This is a genomic window from Methylomonas sp. BW4-1, from assembly GCF_052474385.1.
Window position 1 is genome coordinate 2909027 of sequence record NZ_CP184125.1, and the last position, 16638, is coordinate 2925664.

The following is a 16638-nucleotide window of genomic DNA, read 5'->3' on the forward strand; positions in this document are numbered from 1 at the left end:
TTTATTTAATCAAGCACTTCCCGTGCCATCCTTGCGTCCTGATCGCGCCGCCCGGTCATCTTGCTCGGCCTGCTCGCGCTTTTGTTCGACTTTCATTTCTTCAATCAAAGCCAGCTCACTGACTTTTTGCAAACTTTTGGTACGTTGATGCGCCTCTTCCCAGCGCTTACGGGCCCGCTGCACCTCGCGCTCATGGTTGCTTACCGTCTGCTGCTGGCTTTCAATAGCCTGATCGAGCTTATCGGCAAAAGCCCTGAATTCCATCAACTGATTGATGTTGATCCCCGCCTGCTGTCTGACGGCGAACTTACCTAAATAATCCAAACGGTAACTTTGTAAATTTTCCAGCTGGGCCTGCTGCTCTTGGAGTTTTTGCTGACAGATACCCAAAGCCTGCAAAGCGTCATGTTCCTGACGCGCATGTAAGTCGATAATGACTTTCAGTCGTTGCGACTTTTTCATCAGCTCGCCAGCAATTGCGCCAACTCGCTCAGACTCCGGCTCAAGTCGACCGATTCATCCATGCTTTGTTGCAGAAAATCCATGATCGCCGGATTTTTTTCTATCGCTTTATCAATGCGCGGATCAGCTCCCGGCCGATAGGCGCCTACACTGATCAAATCCTTGTTCTGTTGGTAGGTGGAATACAAACGCCGCAAATCCCGCGCCATTTGCAGATGTTCCGGCTCTATGATGTCCGGCATCACCCGACTGATCGACGCTTCAATGTCGATTGCCGGATAATGACCGGATTCGGCCAGGGAACGCGACAGCACCACATGGCCGTCCAACACACCTCGCGCCGCATCGGCAATCGGATCGTTGGTATCGTCGCCTTCCGCCAATACCGTATAAAACGCGGTAATCGAACCGCCGCCTTCATCGCCGTTACCGGCGCGCTCCACCAATTGCGGCAATTTCGCAAACACCGAAGGCGGATAGCCCTTGGTTGCCGGCGGCTCGTCTATCGCCAAAGCAATTTCCCGGTACGCCTGAGCATATCGAGTCAAAGAGTCCATCAGCAACAACACGTCCAGGCCCTGGTCACGAAAATACTCGGCGATACTGGTCGCCAACAAGGCGCCGTGCACCCGCATCAACGGCGAATCGTCAGCCGGCGACGCAACGACTACCGCTCGGCGCAAACCTTCTTCACCGAGGATTTTCAGTACAAACTCGTTAACCTCCCTGCCCCGCTCACCCACCAGGCCCACCACGACGACGTCGGCATTGGTAAACTTGGTCATCATCCCCAGTAATACGCTTTTGCCGACACCGGTACCGGCGAACAAACCCATACGCTGACCGCGGCCAACACTGAGGATGGCATTGATAGCCCGCACCCCAACATCCAAGGCCTCGCGAATGGGTTTACGGCTGAGCGGATTGATGGTGGTGCCGGATAAGGAAACTTTGGCATCGGTATCCAGCGGACCCTTACTATCCAGGGGTTTGCCCGCGCCGTCGAGCACTCTACCCAACAGACCAAAACCGACGTTGGCCAGACTGTTCTTGCCCATAGGAATGACACGACAACCGGGTTCCAGACCGTGCGTATCGCCGGTCGGCATCAAAAACAAGCGGGATCCGCCAAAACCGACGACCTCAGCCGTAATGATCTTGCCGGACTTGGTAATTACTTGACACAATGAACCGATTGCCGCCCGGCAACCTTCCGCTTCCAGGGTTAAGCCCACCATCCGCGACAATTTGCCTTCAACCACCAACTCCAGCGGGTCCGCAGCCAATCTTTCCCGATACGGCTGCAAGCGCGCCAACCACAAATCGGAACGGTCGGCACTGGGAATCATCGCCCAAAATCCTCACGCCGCTCGCCGCCCAATACGGTGGCGATCACTGCAGCTACCCGGCTTTCGACGCTGGCATCAATTCTGGACATCTCGGTTTCGACGGTGCACCCACCGCGACTTAACAAGGGGTTTTCCTGCAAGCGCCAAGGCGGCATGTTTTCATCGAGTTTTAACGCGGTGCGGACCAAGGCCGCATCTTCGGGGTGCAAGTTGACGGTGACCTTCTGAGATGCCAGCGGCAAGGCATTGATCGCCTCCCTGACTACGCCGACGATCTCGCCGGGTTCTAACTTCAACTCCCGGCGAATCAATTGACTGGCAATCGCGATGGTTAATTTCACCAACTCCTGCTCAACCGACTCGTCGAGTTGTTTGAAGGGCTCGCTGAGCGCCTCCAATAAATTGGCGAACTCGGCCGCTTGCTTTTGCAGCAAATGCACGCTTTCTTCATAGCCTTGTTTGCGCCCTGCTTCAAAACCTTCCTTTTGCCCGTCCACATAACCTTGCTGCTTACCTTGTTCGAAGGCTTCTGCGTAGGCCTGCTTTTGAATTTCTTCAATCTGTTCGGCGGTCAAAACCTGGGTTACTTCCTCCAATTCGACGGCTTCGGAACGCGGGTTGCTGAAATCCTGCAGATTGGTCCAGCGATCCAGAGCCTGTAATTCAGACTCGGAAAACTTATTGCCCTTAGACGAACTCATCGCCACCGCCACCGCCACCCAAAGCTATTTCACCCGCATCGGACAAGCGTTTGGCTATCGCCAGAATATCTTTTTGCGCGGCCTCCACTTCGCTTAAGCGTGCAGGCGGTGCAGCTTCCAAGTCGTCACGCAACATTTCCGCCGCGCGTCTGGACATATTGGCAAACACTTTGTCGCGTAAACCGGTTTCCACGCCGCGCAGAGCCAATAGCAGCTGATCGGTGGACACTTCGCGCAACAGGGTTTGAATGCCGCGATCATCGACATTGATCAAATCGCCGAACACAAACATTTTATCCTGGATACGTTGACCCAAATCGGCGTTGGCTTCGTTGATGTCTTGCATCATCGGATCGCTGATACCGCTTTCGATAAAGTTGAGGATATTGGCCGCCGCGTCGATACCGCCGATTTGCGAGGATTTGACGCCGTCGCTGCCGGTCAACTGTTTCTCCATGATGTCGTCCAACTCGCGCAAAGCGGCGGGTTGCACGCCTTCCAGCGTGGCGATGCGCATCAAAATATCCGAGCGCATGTTTTGCGGCAATAAGGTCAGCACGTCGGCGGCCTGATCAGCATCCAGCAAGGACAAAATTATGGAAATGATTTGCGGATGTTCCAGACGAATCAAGTCGGCGATGGACCGAGTATCCATCCACTTTAGTTGTTCGATCCCCTTGCTGTTGGCGCCCAACAAAATCCGGTCGATGATGCTACCGGCTTTATCCGCGCCCAGCGCGTTGGTCAGCATGTTGCGGATGTATTCGTCGGAGTCCAGCCCCAGACCCGTTTCGTTTTTGATTTCGATGATGAATTCTTCCAACACCTCATCAACCATGCCCGAACTAATCGGCCCAAGCTGCGCCATGTTCGAACCGATCAATTGCACTTCTTTCGGTCCCATATGCCGCAATACCGAGGCTGCTCTATCCTGCCCCACCGCCAATAACAGCAGCGAAGCCCGTTGCGCATGCGTTAATTTCTCTTGCTCAGCCATCGTCTTTCAACCAGGTTTTGATCACTTGCGCGACCAATTTAGGATCTTCGTCTATGAGTTTTTGCACATATTCCAAACGTTTTTCATAGCTTTGCGGCGCTTCGAGTAACAATAAATCCTCCACGCCAGTGGTGATGGTGCGCACTTCGCCGGTTTCTTCATCCACCGACACCGCCACAGCCACCGGCTTGCCGGTCTCGTCGAAACGCACCACACCACCCGTCGCTTCCGCGATTGCTTTGGCTTGCTCAAGGGCTTCTAACTGTTCTTCCTTCGCCACCAAGGTGCGCAGGCCGGGACGCAATACCCCCATGATCAGCAACACCACCACAGCAACGGCGGCCAATTGTTTCAGCGCGCTGGCAAACCAGGGTTGTTGCCAGATGGGTTCGGAAGGGACTTCTTCCAGCGCATCGGGCAATCTAAACGCGACATTGGTGACAGTTACCTGATCGCCGCGGCTGTTATCATAACCCACTGCCTGTTTGACCAAGTCGCGAAGTTGATTCAGATCTTCTTGCGAGTAAGCCACTAAGGTCGCTTTACCGTCGGCTTGCACTACTTTTTTATCGTCAACGACAACCGCCACCGACAAGCGTCTTAAAGCACCTGTGGCCAGTCTAGTATGGGTAATGGTTTTATCCAGTTCGTAATTACGGGTCGCGGTTTTGTTGGACGAGCCGGAACCGGATTCTGCGGCGGCTTGTTTTTCCTGGCCGCTAGCAACTTCCGGCGCGGTGCCCGTGGGTGGGGGTTGATTGGATAAAGCGCCGGGCACACCTTGCACTTTGGATAAGGAGTTATTTTCTTCCTGAGTTTGCTCGCTACGCAAAGCTGGCAAATCCGGGTTAAACATTTCTTGGGTTTTTTCGGTGACGGTGAAATCGACGTCCGCAGAAATTTGCGCCCGCATGCCGTCGCCGCCTACCAGTGGCGTCAGGATGTTTTCGATCCGGCCACGCAGATGCTCTTCTATATTTTTCTTGTATTCGAACTGCTTGCTGGACAAGGACATGTCTTCACCGCCTTCCTTGCTGTTCAACAAGCGGCCTTTCTGATCCACGACCGTCACCTGACTGGCTTCCATCAATGGCACGCTGGAAGCGACCAAATGCACAATAGATTCGATTTGCTCTTTTTCCAGGGTGCGGCCTTGATAGAGCTCTACGACCACCGAGGCGCTGGGCTTTTTGCGTTCCCGGACAAATACCGATTGCACCGGAATAGCCAGCAGCACTTTTGCGGATTTGACGTTTTGAATGGTTTGAATCGTCAGGGCAATTTCGCCTTCCAGTGCGCGTTGAAAACGCATTTGCTCGACATTTTTGCTGGCGCCGAAGCCATTGTCCTTATCCAGCAATTCATAGCCCAAGCTGGCACTGCGCGGCAAGCCTTGCGCGGCCAATTTTAATTTCAGCTCCCGGATATTGTCGGCTGGCACCATGATCGCGCCGGAGCCGGTTTCGACCTTGTAATCGACATTTAACTTGGTCAATGCATCGAGAATTTCCGCAGAATCTTTTTCCGCCACGCCGGAAAACAGTAAATCGTAAGACGGGGCCTGCGACCACAACACCACCGCCACGCCTATTGCCACGCTGAGCGCCAAACCCAGCATCAGACCCAGCTGGCGCACCATCGGCATTTTGCTCAGGCTTTTCAAAGCAGGGTGCATTTTGTCGGCGTTTGCCATACTTGATTGGGTATGGGCCTCCATCGGTAGATTTCTGTCTAGTTCGCTCATGGCTTATCTTCCGCTGCCTACATTGACATGCCCATCACGTCCTTATAAGCATCCACCAGTTTGTTACGCACCTGGAGCATAGCCTGAAAAGAAACGCTGGCTTTTTGCGAGGCAATCATCACTTCCGCCAAGCTGACGTCGCTCTGACCCATCTCAAAGGATTTAGCCAAACCGCTGGCGGTTTGCTGAGTGTTATTCACTGCGTCGATGGATTGTTTCAACATGGCGGCAAAATCGCCGGAGGTGTCGCTAGGCTGTGGCTTGGCACCGGCCTCTATGGACATTGCCCGCATCTGGGCGAGCACTTGGTTAACATTCATATCTGACATGATAATGACTCTTTTAGGTTGCCTTGCTTAGCATAAGCATTTTTCAAGCCAAGATTTAACCTGGTACCATCACTCCCGCTTCTTTCATTCGGGCAATTTTATAACGCAAGGTGCGCGGACTGATCCCCAGCTTGGCGGCTGTGGTTTTCCGGCTGCCGCTGACGTCGCGTAACATTTGCAAAATGATTTTTTCCTCAGCCGAACGCACGCCGTCGCCCAAGCTGCCGAGCTCGAAAGGGCTATTCTCGCCGTCGGTTTGCCGCGATTCTACGGCAAGACTTTGCACAGCAGCGGGCAAACTCGGCAAAACCAACATATCTTCCTCAAAAATAAGGTCGTCGGCGCCAATTTGATGCCGGCTTTGCAGGATCAAGGCCCGCTGCACCACGTTTTCCAACTCTCTGACATTACCCGGCCAACTGTATTCAGACAACTTGATCATGGCCGCCTCGTCAAAGCCTCCAACCGCTTTCCCAGCCGGACTATGCTTCTGCAACAACTCCAGCGCCAGCGGCAAAATATCGCCCGTTCGTTCTCGGAGTGGCGGAATTTTGAGTGGAAATACGCTCAAGCGGAAATATAGATCTTCGCGAAACCGGCCATCCTGCACATACTCTTTTAATTTGCGATTGGTAGTCGCCAAAATTCTGACGTTCAGCGCGATTTTGCGATGGCTACCCAGGCGTTCAACCTCTTTTTCCTGCAACACCCGCAGCAATTTGGCTTGCAGCGAAATATCCATTTCGGAAATCTCGTCCAGTAATAAGGTGCCGCCTTGCGCCAGCTCGAACTTGCCGGGCGCCGATTGAATCGCGCCGGTAAATGCGCCTTTTTCATAACCGAACAACATCGCTTCCAGCATGTTTTCCGGAATCGCCGCGCAGTTAATAGCCTCGAACGGGCCGGCATGATAATGCGAGTTGCGATGAACGTAACGGGCCAGCACTTCCTTACCGGTACCGCTCTCGCCTTCCAGTAACATGGTCACGTCGGTTTTGGCAACTTTGCTGGCCAAGGCATAAAGCTTTTTCATACTCTCGTCAGCCACCACCCGCTCGTTAACCACTGGAGCTTGCCGCGTAATCAACGACGCCACCTTATCGACCAACATCCCGGCTTCGAACGGTTTGATCAGATAGTCGGCCGCACCGGACTGCATAGCTTCCACCGCTTTGGGAATGGTGCCGTAAGCCGTCATCAGCAACACCGGTAACTGTTCGAACTTTTGCTGAATATTCTGTAAGAGCTGAAAACCGTCCATCACCGGCATTTGTACGTCGCTGACTACTAGCCGGACCGGATGCTTGGCTAATTGGCTCAAGGCCTCGATACCGTTTTTAGCGGAGATGACCCGATAACCTTCGATTTCCAAGGTATCGCATAGGGCCTCGCATAAAGCCACGTCGTCTTCGACGATAAGTACATCATACTGTTTCATCATTTTGCTCCATTTTGGCATGACCGACGGATAAGCCGAGGGTGTATTGACTGACACAGGGCAGACTCAAACTAAAACTCGTCCCCAGCCCCGGCGTCGAACGGCATGTGACACTGCCGCCATGGGCGCGTGCGACACTGTCCACCACCGCCAACCCCAAGCCGGTGCCATTGGATTTGGTGGTGTAGAACGGTTCGAATACTTTAGTTTGCTGGGCTTGGGCTATACCGGGCCCATCATCCGTCACCGTGATGTCGATGCAGCCTAAATCGCTACGCCGGACCGTTAATGCAATGTTGCGCGCCCCCGCCTCAGCCGCGTTATTGATTAAGTTCAACAGCGCCCCTCGTAGCGCATCCTCATTGCCAAGCAACTGATCGGTGCTGATGCGGTTTTCAATGCTAAATTCGCCGGCAAAACTATCGGCCGCTTCGGCAAGATGCGCCAGTAGCCGCCGCAATGAAAAGCTTTGCATGGCCATTCGACCCTGTTTAGCAAAAATCAACATGTCGTTCACTTGGCGCTCCAGGTGATGCAGGCGTTCTAAAATTTTCTCGGAGAACTGTTGGCGTTTTTCGTCGCTTATCGCGGGTTTGCTCATTTGCGACGCATACAGAATCGCGGTTGCCAGCGGTGTGCGTACCTGATGCGCCAGACCGGCCACCATTTCCCCCATTGCGCTTAGCTGCTTATGTTGAGCCAGCGTGTCTTGTAAGGAACGCAATTCGCTGACATCCGATAACAAAATAATTTGCTCGTTATCGTTACCCAATGAACTATGAGTGATATTGACTTTACGTCCGTCTCGGAGCTGACGCTCATGCGGCGATTCGAACACCGGTTGCAAACTGCGCGCCGCCACACTCGACCACAATTGGCCCAACAAAGGTTCACCCAAAAAGTCCACGGAATGAACATTGCAATCGATGATTAAACCGTGCGAATTAAGCACAACCACTGCCGCCGGCAAGGCTGCCAGAATTTGTTGCAAGCGGCTGGCGAGCTTTTCCTTCTCAATCAGCGTGTTTAGTCGCTCGCTACGGGCAGCCTGTAACTCGCGATTCAGCTTAGCTACTTGCTCTTCCAAACCTTGGTAAGAATGCGCCAGATTTTCTGAAAGTTCGTTAAATATCCGGAATGCATCGGTCAAGCGCTCGGTTTTTTGTTGTTGATGCAGCTCTAAAGTACCCATATTTAGTCGCCTAATTGATTGTCTAGACTCTAAAAGCAAAATTTAGACCATTTAAATTTACATTTAAAATCATATTCTTAAATGCGACCAGTCAAGTTTTTGACGACAAGAAGCCGGCTGTTAGCTCCGGACTGGTGGCGAGTTGGCTTTGCGACTATGCTATGTGCACACTTGAGCAACTCCCAATTTCGTTATGCGCAAACATCCGATGAAATCCAATTTCCCGTTAAACAAACTACTGCTGATTCTGGCGCTCAACCCCTTACAGATAAGCTTTGCCGACGACATCCAGGCCGGCAAGTTTTACGAAGAGGCGTTACAGTCCTACAGAAATCAGAACAACGCCGAAGCGATCATCCAGTTAAAGAATGCGCTGCAGCAAAATGAAAGGTATGTTTCGGCTCACATGCTGCTTGGCGAAATTTACTTGCAGCAGAAATCGTTGACGGAAGCAGAAGTCCAGCTCGGCCTAGCCAAACAATTAGGCGCAGACCCATCTTTAATAGTGGAAAACCTGGCCAAGCTCTATACCTACCAAATCCGTTACAACGACCTGCTGAAGGAAATCGATCCGGCGCAGTTCAATAGCGGTTTGCGTCCGGTTTTGCATGTTTACCGCGGTAACGCATACCTGCAACTCAATCTAATCAGCGAAGCGCTGAATGAATTCGACATTGCCTTGCAAATTGCTCCCAATCAGGTGAACGCCACAATCGGGCGCGCGAATGCCCTGTTAAAGCGTGGCGACATTAAAGGCGCCGATCAAGCTGCCGAGAAAGCCATACAAATCCAAGCCAGCGATGCCGGCGTTTGGTATACAAAAGGCTCGATCAAGCATGCCAACATGGAACTGGACGAAGCTTTAAAATTTTACGACAAAGCAATTGAGCTCAACCCCGATCACGTAGACACACGACTTGCCAGAGCAGGCCTGTTAATGGACTTGAAGCAAGATGATCGGGCACGGCAAGATTTGGAATATGTGCGCCGGGCTTATCCATTTGAACCGAAAGCAGCCTATCTACATGCGGTTTTACTCGAACGCAATAACCAGAAAGAAGCGGCGACCAAAGAATTGGAAGTGACGGCCGACATCATCACCGGCATAAAACCGGAATATTTATCGGCACATGGTCCGACTTTAATGCTCTCCGGCTTGGTTAACTACAGCCTGCAACGATACGACTTGGCAGCGGAGTATTTGCGTCTGTACGTTAAGCAATACCCGGAACAATCAGGCACGTATAAATTGTTGGCCACCATACTTTTAGGAAAAAACGAACCCGAGCAAGCTATTGATCTGCTCCGCCCGGTGCAAATCCGCAATCCCCAGGATCAGCGTCTGGCATTTTTATTGGGAAGTGCTTTCATGAAGGCCGGCAAACACGATATGGCCAATAATATGTTTGGAAAAGCCGCTGCTTTAGGGAATGACAGTGGCAGCCTACAAGCCGAAATAGGCCTTAACCGATTAGCAATGGGCCAGGAACAGGCAGCAGTTCAAGACCTTGAAGTGGCATTCAAAAAAAATCCGGATGCGGTCAAGGCCGGTATTCCTCTCGTGGCGCTTTACATGAGCCGTGGCGAACCGGAAAAAGCGTTGAAAACCGCACAAGCCCTGCATGAAAAAGCGTCGAAAAACTTTACACTACTAAATTTACTGGGGACCGCTCAAGTCAATACCGGGCAATACAAGCTGGCCCGACAAAGTTTCGAGAAGGCGATTGAACTGAACCCCAATTTTCTCGACGCGCAAATTAACCTAAGTAAACTGGACGTCGGCGAGAACAAACTTGATCAAGCCAGACAGCGCCTGCAAACCTTGCAGCAGAATCATCCGGGGGACATAGATATTCTTATTGAGCTGGCCAAAGTCGAACAAAGTGCCGGACGCTATGAGCTAGCCAATGACTGGCTGGCAAAAGCGAAGATGGCTGATCAAAAGTCATTACCGACACTTTTGGCTTTGGTTGAGCTGAATCTGAAGATGGGCAAAGCTGCTGAGGCCAATGCGGCCGCACAAGCAGCGGAAATGATCGACAAGAATAACCCCCAGGTTATGGACGCCCTGGCTCGAAGTTACTTGGCTAATAACAATAAGGACAAAGCCTTAGGTGTATTTATCCGCATGGCTGACCAAGCCCGGTTTAATGTCAAACAACTTTACAAAGCGGCTCGTTATCAAATAGATGCAGGCGATTATTTTGAAGCCATAAAGACCTTGAAAAAAGCCGTTTTGGTCGACGAAAATCATATACCTTCGCAAATTGCCTTGGTGGAAATGGAACTGCTCCATGGGAAACCGGTATTTGCATTGAGCCGCGCAGAAAGCCTGTTAAAACAATATCCCAAACGCGCCTTTCCCCACCGACTATTGGGAAACATCGCCGATCATGACAAAAACCTTAGTTTGGCCAACAGCCATTACCAAGCAGCTTTCGAGCTGGAGCCGGATACAGCTTCATTGATGCTGCTTTATGAAAATTTGAAAAAAATCGATCAGCCGGACAAAGCTTACAATTTACTGGATCAGTGGGTCAAAAAGCATCCTCAAGACCAGCTACCGATGGCAGCCTTTGCAAACGAATTACTGAAAAGCGGAAAGTTTAAAGAGGCGGAAAAGTACTACGTCGAGCTATTGAAACAATTCCCCAACGAACCGCAGTTCCTGAACAACCTTGCTTATGTATATCTCAATAACGGTAACAGCAAAGCCCTGTCGATTGCCGAACAGGCCCATAAATTGGCTCCTGACCAACCGGCAACGAACGACACCTTGGGCTGGATTCTCGTTAACACGGGACAAATAGAACAGGGGCTTCATTACTTAAGAAATGCACACTCACTACTCTCGCAAGATCCTGAGATACGCTACCATATCGCAGTTGCCCTTAATCAGTTGCAACGCCAGGAAGAGGCTAAGCAAGAATTACAAGAAGCGCTAAAAGGCGAAGCTATTTTCAATGGCCGCGAACAAGCCAAAGCACTGCTTGAAAAGCTGAGCAGATAGTCGATTTTTCAAAACATGTCGTAATTTTTTACACCATGCGTAGTCGCCGACTAATTTTATTCACAAAAAAACAATTAACGCATTGTATTAGAATAATAATTTTTACTATGGCCCAATAAGTGCTTACATATAAACAGACCGTAAAACTTTGTTCATGACCAATAGTACAATGGTTATTTCCAGGCCGACGAAGACAATACCGGAAGGTAAAATTTCAAAAATTGCGAGGACATTATGACCCCAAAACTCTTGGCTATAGCAACTCTGCTGCTGGCCCCGTGGTCGGTTAACGCCACCATATGGACTATAAACGGTACTAGTTCAGTGACACCGACGGGCATTCAAAGTATGGCTGCATACTCAGTTGGGACTACAAGCACTTCAACTTTTTCGGCAGCCACACTGGCTTGGTACGGCAGTGCTAACGGTCTGGGTGTATTAAGCGGCTCGGAGACGACAAATAGCTACCCAGACCATGCGGTTGATAACAACGGCAGAATCGAAGCGGTACTATTTCGGTTTGATGGCAGCACGATTTTAGACAAACTAACTGTCGGTTGGCCGGATACCACGGCCTACGACTCAGATATATCGGTTCTCAGATACAAAGGCACGGTACCGGCTACCGGTGCGCTTACTGGCGCAGCAGATATTTCCGGAAAAAGTATTTCCAGTCTTCTTAGCAACAGCTGGGAATTCGTAGGTAGTTACAATACCGTTGGCGACGTGGCTGAAGACATCAACCCAAACAGCCTGTCTTCAAGTCTTTGGTTGATTAGCGCGTACAGCAGCAGATGGGGTTCCGGCTTGGGAGACTCTAACGTCGACAACAGCAACGACTACTTCAAGCTCACCAAGCTTGAAGGCACATCAGGAACGCCAGGCGGTGGCGGCGGTGCCGGCAGCGTGCCGGAGCCAACCAGCCTGTTGTTGCTGGCTGGCGGCATGCTGGGCTGGAGAATGAATCGCAAAACTCAAGCCTTGGCCGCATAAGCGCACAGAAGCTCTAAATAAGAAACCGTCTTCCGAATAAAACCGGAAGACGGTTTTTTTATGCACCACGTTTTTAATACATATTAAGGATATAAAGCAACCGTCTCTAAAGACAGATACTCGGGCAGCCCGAACATCAGATTCATATTTTGCACCGCCTGCCCCGACGCGCCTTTCACCAAGTTATCAATCACCGACAAAATCACCACCGTATCGCCGCTTTGCGGTTGATGCACGGCAATCTGACAGCGATTGCTGCCGCGCACATTGCGTGTGTCGGCATGACTGCCATTCGGCAACACATCCACAAATCTTTCTTCGCGATACTTCTCTTCAAACAGATTTTGCAAATCCAGCTTTCGGTTTAATCGCGCATACAGCGTGGCGTGAATACCGCGTATCATCGGCGTCAGATGTGGCACGAAAGTTAAACCAACTGCCTGTTTGGCAACATTTTGCAAACCCTGCCTGATTTCCGGCGAATGTCTGTGCCCGGCGACTGCATAAGCCTTAAAACTCTCACCTGCCTCACTCATCAACGACGATATTTCCGCCTTGCGTCCGGCACCGCTGACGCCGGATTTCACATCGGCGATCAAATGCTGCTGATCAATCGCGCCGACCTCCAATAACGGCAAAAACCCCAATTGCACGGCAGTCGGATAGCAGCCAGGGCATGCGATCAAGCGCGCCTGTTTGATCTGCTCGCGATTGACTTCCGGCAAACCGTAGACTGCTTCGGCGATCAAATCCGGGCTGGCGTGCTGCATGCCATACCATTTTTCCCATTCCTGTTGGTCTTTGATCCTGAAATCGGCCGACAAGTCGATGACCTTGATACCAAGCGCGAGCAGGGCTTCGGCCATCAGCATGGCCGTGCCGTTCGGCGTCGCAAAAAACACCACGTCGCAGTCTTTTAAATTGTCCAGTTCCGGCAGGCTAAATGTCACATCACAGCAGCCCCGTAGACTCGGATACAACTGATCCACTCGCATTCCGGCATCCGCGCGCGAAGTCACCACACTCACTTCGACCTGGGGATGCAATACCAAAATTCTTAATAATTCGACGCCGGTATACCCGGTACCGCCGACAATGCCTGCACGTATCATGAATGTTCTCGTTGAAAAAATACTGTTAATCTAATGCGGCGCATATAATACGCCACTCTCCCCGCAAAGCTTAACACCATGCGCGCCATCGAGATTTATCGCTCCTCTGAGTTGACCGATTTAATCGTCACCGATCAAGCTCTACCCTCACCCGCCCCACATCAAGTATTGATCAAAGTGGCCGCAGCCGGAGTAAACCGCCCGGACCTGATGCAACGCAAAGGCCTGTACCCTCCGCCACCCGGCGCCCCCCCGGTTCTAGGCCTGGAAGTAGCGGGCACTATCGCTGAACTTGGCAGCCAAGTAAAACACCTCAATATTGGCGACCGTGTGTGCGCATTGCTGACCGGCGGCGGTTATGCGGAATATTCCCTGGCAAGCGCCTGTTGCTGCCTGCCAATACCGCAAGGCTTCAGTTTTATTCAAGCCGCCGCGCTACCGGAAACTTTTTTTACAGTGTGGAGCAACCTATTTGATCGCGCGAAACTGCAAGCCGGCGAAACGTTACTGGTGCATGGTGGCACCAGCGGCATCGGCACCACCGCCCTTCAGCTTGGCAAAGCATTTGGCGCGCAAGTGATTGTCACCGCAGGTAACGAAGATAAATGCCAGTATTGCGAAAAATTGGGCGCAGACCTTGCGATCGATTATCGGCAGCAGGACTTTGTCGAAGCCGTTATGCATCAGACAGATGGCAAAGGCGTTAATGTCGTTTTAGACATAATCGGCGGGGACTACTTGCCGCGTAACTTGAAATGTCTGGCTATCGATGGCCGACTCCAACAAATTGCCATCCAAAACGGCGGTAAAAGCGAAATTAATCTGGCATCCGTGCTAATGAAGCGCCTGACCATTGCCGGCACTACCTTGCGCCCCCGCAACGATGATTTCAAAGCTAAAATAGCCCAACAACTTTTTGCAAAGGTTTGGCCGCTACTGGAATCCGGCCAAATCAAACCCATCATCGATTCGGTTTTTCCACTAGCTAGGGCCGCGCAAGCCCACGAGCGCATGGAAAGCAGCCAACATATCGGTAAAATTATTTTGGAGATATAAGCATGCCCTACACCACACTGGTTTCCACAGACACTCTGGCTGCTAATTTGAACAATCCGGATTGGCGAATATTCGACTGCCGTTTCTCGCTTGCCGATGTGACAGCCGGTCATAAATCCTATCGACAAGGCCATATTCCCGGTGCGCGCTATGCTGATTTAAACCAGGATTTGTCTTCACCGGTGCGATCGTATACCGGCCGCCATCCATTGCCTGACTTTAACGTATTAGGTACAAAGTTGGGCGATTGGGGCGTCAACAACCGCAGTCAAATCGTGGTGTACGACGATGCCGGTGGCGCGTTTGCCGGGCGGATGTGGTGGCTGCTACGCACGATGGGCCATACTCAAGTCGCGGTGCTGGATGGCGGATTTACGCGCTGGCAAAAGCAAGATTTTCCGGTCACTACCGTGCTTCCAAACATTACCGCCAGTCAATTCCGCGTCTATCTTGACAACAAACAATGGCTGGATGCCGATCAAGTGGCAAACGGTTTGGCGACACGAAAATTCACCTTGATAGATGCCAGAACACCTGAACGCTTTCATGGTCGACAAGAGCCTATAGACCCAGTAGCCGGCCATGTACCCAAAGCGCGAAATAGGCCCTTGCAAACCAATCTGGACAAATCGGGATTATTTTTACCCACCGATCAGTTACACCAGCAATTTAGCGCGCTAGTAGCTCCTTATCCAGCCGAGCAAGTAGTACACATGTGCGGATCGGGTGTGACCGCCTGTCACAACCTGTTAGCGATGGAAATTGCAGGACTAAAGGGTTCTAAACTTTACACCGGCTCATGGAGCGACTGGATTACTAACCGGAATAGAGCTGTCGCTAGAGATTGACCCCAGCATAAACATAAACAGCTGTGCTGTATTTTCTGAACGACTAAAACTGTAAAGACGCTGAATATATTCAGCGTCTTAAAGGCAGGTTTATTGCTTAAGCGTTAAGCCTGGAACGGATTTTCCAAGACTATGGTTTCGTTCCTGTCCGGGCCCGTAGACAAGATCGTGACTTTTACACCGACCAGTTGTTCCAGCCTAGCAATATAGGCTTTGGCATTTTCCGGCAATTGTGCAAAATCAGTAACGCCAGCAGTCGTACCTGTCCAACCCGGCATTTCCTCAATAACGGCTTCACACGCCGCATATTGATCAGCACCTAGCGGGGCGGTCTCAGTCATTTCACCGTTAATCTTGTAAGCGGTGCAGATACCAATTTTATCCAGACCATCCAGCACGTCGAGCTTAGTCAGGCAGATACCGCTCAAGCTATTTAATTGCGCCGATTTACGCATGGACACCGCGTCGAACCAGCCGCAACGGCGTTTACGGCCCGTGGTGGCGCCAAACTCGTGGCCTTTCACGCCCAGATGCTCGCCGTAATGATCCAGCAATTCGGTGGGGAACGGGCCGTTACCGACGCGAGTGGAATAGGCTTTAGTAATACCCAACACATAATCCAGCGCCAAAGGCCCTACTCCAGTACCGGTAGCCGCACCGCCCGCCGTGGTATTGGATGAAGTGACGTAGGGATAAGTACCGTGGTCTATATCAAGAAGTGCGCCTTGCGCGCCTTCGAACAGCACGTTTTCGCCTTGGTTTTGATAGCTGTAGATAGCCTCGCCAACGTCGGTCAGCATCGGCTTGATGATCTCACCCAAACGCAAGGTATTTGCCAGTACCTCGTCATAATTAACCGGCTCGACATGGTAATAATTAATCAACATGAAGTTGTGATATTCGACCAGCTCTTTTAAGCGAGCGGCGAATTCTTCGGTATTGCGCAAATCGCCGGCTCGCAAGCCGCGTCTGGCTACCTTGTCTTCATAGGCAGGCCCAATACCGCGGCCAGTCGTGCCGATGGCCTTGCTGCCTCTAGCCTTCTCACGAGCCTGATCGATAGCAACATGTATCGGTAAAATCAAGGCGCAGGCTTCGCTGATCTGCAACCTATGCCGGACCGGTACGCCGGATTTTTCCAAAATCTCGATTTCCTTCAATAATGCTTCCGGGCACAGCACGACGCCATTGCCTATCATGCATTGCACGCCTTCCCGCAATACACCGGACGGAATCAGATGCAATACGGTTTTTTCGCCGTTAATCACCAAGGTGTGACCGGCATTGTGGCCGCCTTGAAAGCGCACCACCGCAGCAGCTTGTTCGGTTAAAAGATCGACCAGCTTACCTTTACCTTCATCGCCCCATTGCGTGCCGATAACAACAACATTCTTTCCCATATTTCTA

At 51.5% G+C, this 16638-nt stretch carries 14 protein-coding genes; 4 read left to right on the top strand and 10 right to left on the bottom strand.

The window, feature by feature from the left end; genetic code table 11:
* Positions 1-9: 9 nt before the first annotated feature.
* From fliJ to ACH5Y9_RS13455, 8 genes are read right to left on the bottom strand one after another with little or no spacing between them, the layout of a single operon-like run.
* Positions 10-462, bottom strand: a complete 453-nt coding sequence (gene fliJ / locus ACH5Y9_RS13420; protein WP_445366416.1) for a flagellar export protein FliJ — start codon at positions 460-462, stop codon at positions 10-12.
* Complete coding sequence (gene fliI, locus ACH5Y9_RS13425; RefSeq protein ID WP_020482468.1) at positions 462-1811, bottom strand: flagellar protein export ATPase FliI; 1350 nt, start codon at positions 1809-1811, stop codon at positions 462-464. The genes fliJ and fliI overlap by 1 nt, the downstream gene beginning before the upstream one ends.
* On the bottom strand, positions 1808-2512 hold the full coding sequence (locus ACH5Y9_RS13430; RefSeq protein WP_445366417.1) for a flagellar assembly protein FliH: 705 nt from the start codon (positions 2510-2512) through the stop codon (positions 1808-1810). Before ACH5Y9_RS13430 ends, fliI begins: the two co-directional genes overlap by 4 nt.
* Complete coding sequence (gene fliG / locus ACH5Y9_RS13435; RefSeq protein WP_033157336.1) at positions 2499-3509, bottom strand: flagellar motor switch protein FliG; 1011 nt, start codon at positions 3507-3509, stop codon at positions 2499-2501. The genes ACH5Y9_RS13430 and fliG overlap by 14 nt, the downstream gene beginning before the upstream one ends.
* Entirely contained in the window at positions 3502-5253 is a 1752-nt protein-coding gene (fliF, locus tag ACH5Y9_RS13440) for a flagellar basal-body MS-ring/collar protein FliF (protein WP_192394099.1), read from the bottom strand. Before fliF ends, fliG begins: the two co-directional genes overlap by 8 nt.
* A gap of 17 nt (positions 5254-5270) precedes the next feature.
* Positions 5271-5582 (bottom strand): flagellar hook-basal body complex protein FliE, encoded by a 312-nt coding sequence (gene fliE, locus ACH5Y9_RS13445; protein ID WP_033157335.1) that lies wholly within the window; start codon positions 5580-5582, stop codon positions 5271-5273.
* Positions 5583-5637: 55 nt separating this feature from the next.
* Positions 5638-7020: a sigma-54-dependent transcriptional regulator gene (locus ACH5Y9_RS13450; RefSeq protein WP_445369894.1), complete on the bottom strand. Its 1383-nt coding sequence runs from the start codon at positions 7018-7020 to the stop codon at positions 5638-5640.
* Positions 7007-8212 (bottom strand): sensor histidine kinase, encoded by a 1206-nt coding sequence (locus tag ACH5Y9_RS13455; protein WP_445366418.1) that lies wholly within the window; start codon positions 8210-8212, stop codon positions 7007-7009. Before ACH5Y9_RS13455 ends, ACH5Y9_RS13450 begins: the two co-directional genes overlap by 14 nt.
* A 208-nt stretch (positions 8213-8420) precedes the next feature.
* Here ACH5Y9_RS13455 and prsT point away from each other — a divergent pair, with 208 nt between their 5' ends.
* Entirely contained in the window at positions 8421-11222 is a 2802-nt protein-coding gene (gene prsT / locus ACH5Y9_RS13460) for an XrtA/PEP-CTERM system TPR-repeat protein PrsT (RefSeq protein WP_445366419.1), read from the top strand.
* Positions 11223-11456: 234 nt separating this feature from the next.
* Positions 11457-12215: an exosortase-dependent surface protein XDP1 gene (xdp1, locus tag ACH5Y9_RS13465; RefSeq protein ID WP_445366420.1), complete on the top strand. Its 759-nt coding sequence runs from the start codon at positions 11457-11459 to the stop codon at positions 12213-12215.
* An 83-nt stretch (positions 12216-12298) separates the two neighbouring features.
* Here xdp1 and argC read toward each other — a convergent pair whose 3' ends face one another.
* Positions 12299-13327, bottom strand: coding sequence for an N-acetyl-gamma-glutamyl-phosphate reductase (gene argC / locus ACH5Y9_RS13470; RefSeq protein ID WP_445366421.1), 1029 nt, complete (start codon positions 13325-13327; stop codon positions 12299-12301).
* Between the two features lie 78 nt (positions 13328-13405).
* On the opposite strand from argC, the gene ACH5Y9_RS13475 reads away from it, so the two are divergent.
* Together ACH5Y9_RS13475 and ACH5Y9_RS13480 are read left to right on the top strand one after the other, a co-directional pair.
* Positions 13406-14383 carry an NAD(P)H-quinone oxidoreductase gene (locus ACH5Y9_RS13475; protein ID WP_445366422.1) on the top strand — a complete coding sequence of 326 codons (978 nt, stop codon included), beginning with the start codon at positions 13406-13408 and terminating at the stop codon, positions 14381-14383.
* A gap of 2 nt (positions 14384-14385) precedes the next feature.
* Entirely contained in the window at positions 14386-15231 is an 846-nt protein-coding gene (locus ACH5Y9_RS13480; RefSeq protein WP_445366423.1) for a sulfurtransferase, read from the top strand.
* A 104-nt stretch (positions 15232-15335) separates the two neighbouring features.
* On the opposite strand, the gene ACH5Y9_RS13485 is transcribed toward ACH5Y9_RS13480, so the two are convergent.
* On the bottom strand, positions 15336-16631 hold the full coding sequence (locus ACH5Y9_RS13485) for an adenylosuccinate synthase (protein WP_171694686.1): 1296 nt from the start codon (positions 16629-16631) through the stop codon (positions 15336-15338).
* Positions 16632-16638: the final 7 nt, after the last annotated feature.

What these genes read in the sequence shown, in the direction of transcription:
- ACH5Y9_RS13455 (WP_445366418.1), bottom strand. Translation starts at nt 8,212, where the DNA reads ATGGGTACTTTAGAGCTGCATCAACAACAAAAAACCGAGCGCTTGACC.
- prsT (WP_445366419.1), top strand. Translation starts at nt 8,421, where the DNA reads ATGAAATCCAATTTCCCGTTAAACAAACTACTGCTGATTCTGGCGCTC.
- ACH5Y9_RS13475 (WP_445366422.1), top strand. Translation starts at nt 13,406, where the DNA reads ATGCGCGCCATCGAGATTTATCGCTCCTCTGAGTTGACCGATTTAATC.
- ACH5Y9_RS13480 (WP_445366423.1), top strand. Translation starts at nt 14,386, where the DNA reads ATGCCCTACACCACACTGGTTTCCACAGACACTCTGGCTGCTAATTTG.
- fliJ (WP_445366416.1), bottom strand. Translation starts at nt 462, where the DNA reads ATGAAAAAGTCGCAACGACTGAAAGTCATTATCGACTTACATGCGCGT.
- ACH5Y9_RS13485 (WP_171694686.1), bottom strand. Translation starts at nt 16,631, where the DNA reads ATGGGAAAGAATGTTGTTGTTATCGGCACGCAATGGGGCGATGAAGGT.
- fliE (WP_033157335.1), bottom strand. Translation starts at nt 5,582, where the DNA reads ATGTCAGATATGAATGTTAACCAAGTGCTCGCCCAGATGCGGGCAATG.
- ACH5Y9_RS13450 (WP_445369894.1), bottom strand. Translation starts at nt 7,020, where the DNA reads ATGAAACAGTATGATGTACTTATCGTCGAAGACGACGTGGCTTTATGC.
- fliG (WP_033157336.1), bottom strand. Translation starts at nt 3,509, where the DNA reads ATGGCTGAGCAAGAGAAATTAACGCATGCGCAACGGGCTTCGCTGCTG.
- fliF (WP_192394099.1), bottom strand. Translation starts at nt 5,253, where the DNA reads ATGAGCGAACTAGACAGAAATCTACCGATGGAGGCCCATACCCAATCA.
- ACH5Y9_RS13430 (WP_445366417.1), bottom strand. Translation starts at nt 2,512, where the DNA reads ATGAGTTCGTCTAAGGGCAATAAGTTTTCCGAGTCTGAATTACAGGCT.
- fliI (WP_020482468.1), bottom strand. Translation starts at nt 1,811, where the DNA reads ATGATTCCCAGTGCCGACCGTTCCGATTTGTGGTTGGCGCGCTTGCAG.
- argC (WP_445366421.1), bottom strand. Translation starts at nt 13,327, where the DNA reads ATGATACGTGCAGGCATTGTCGGCGGTACCGGGTATACCGGCGTCGAA.
- xdp1 (WP_445366420.1), top strand. Translation starts at nt 11,457, where the DNA reads ATGACCCCAAAACTCTTGGCTATAGCAACTCTGCTGCTGGCCCCGTGG.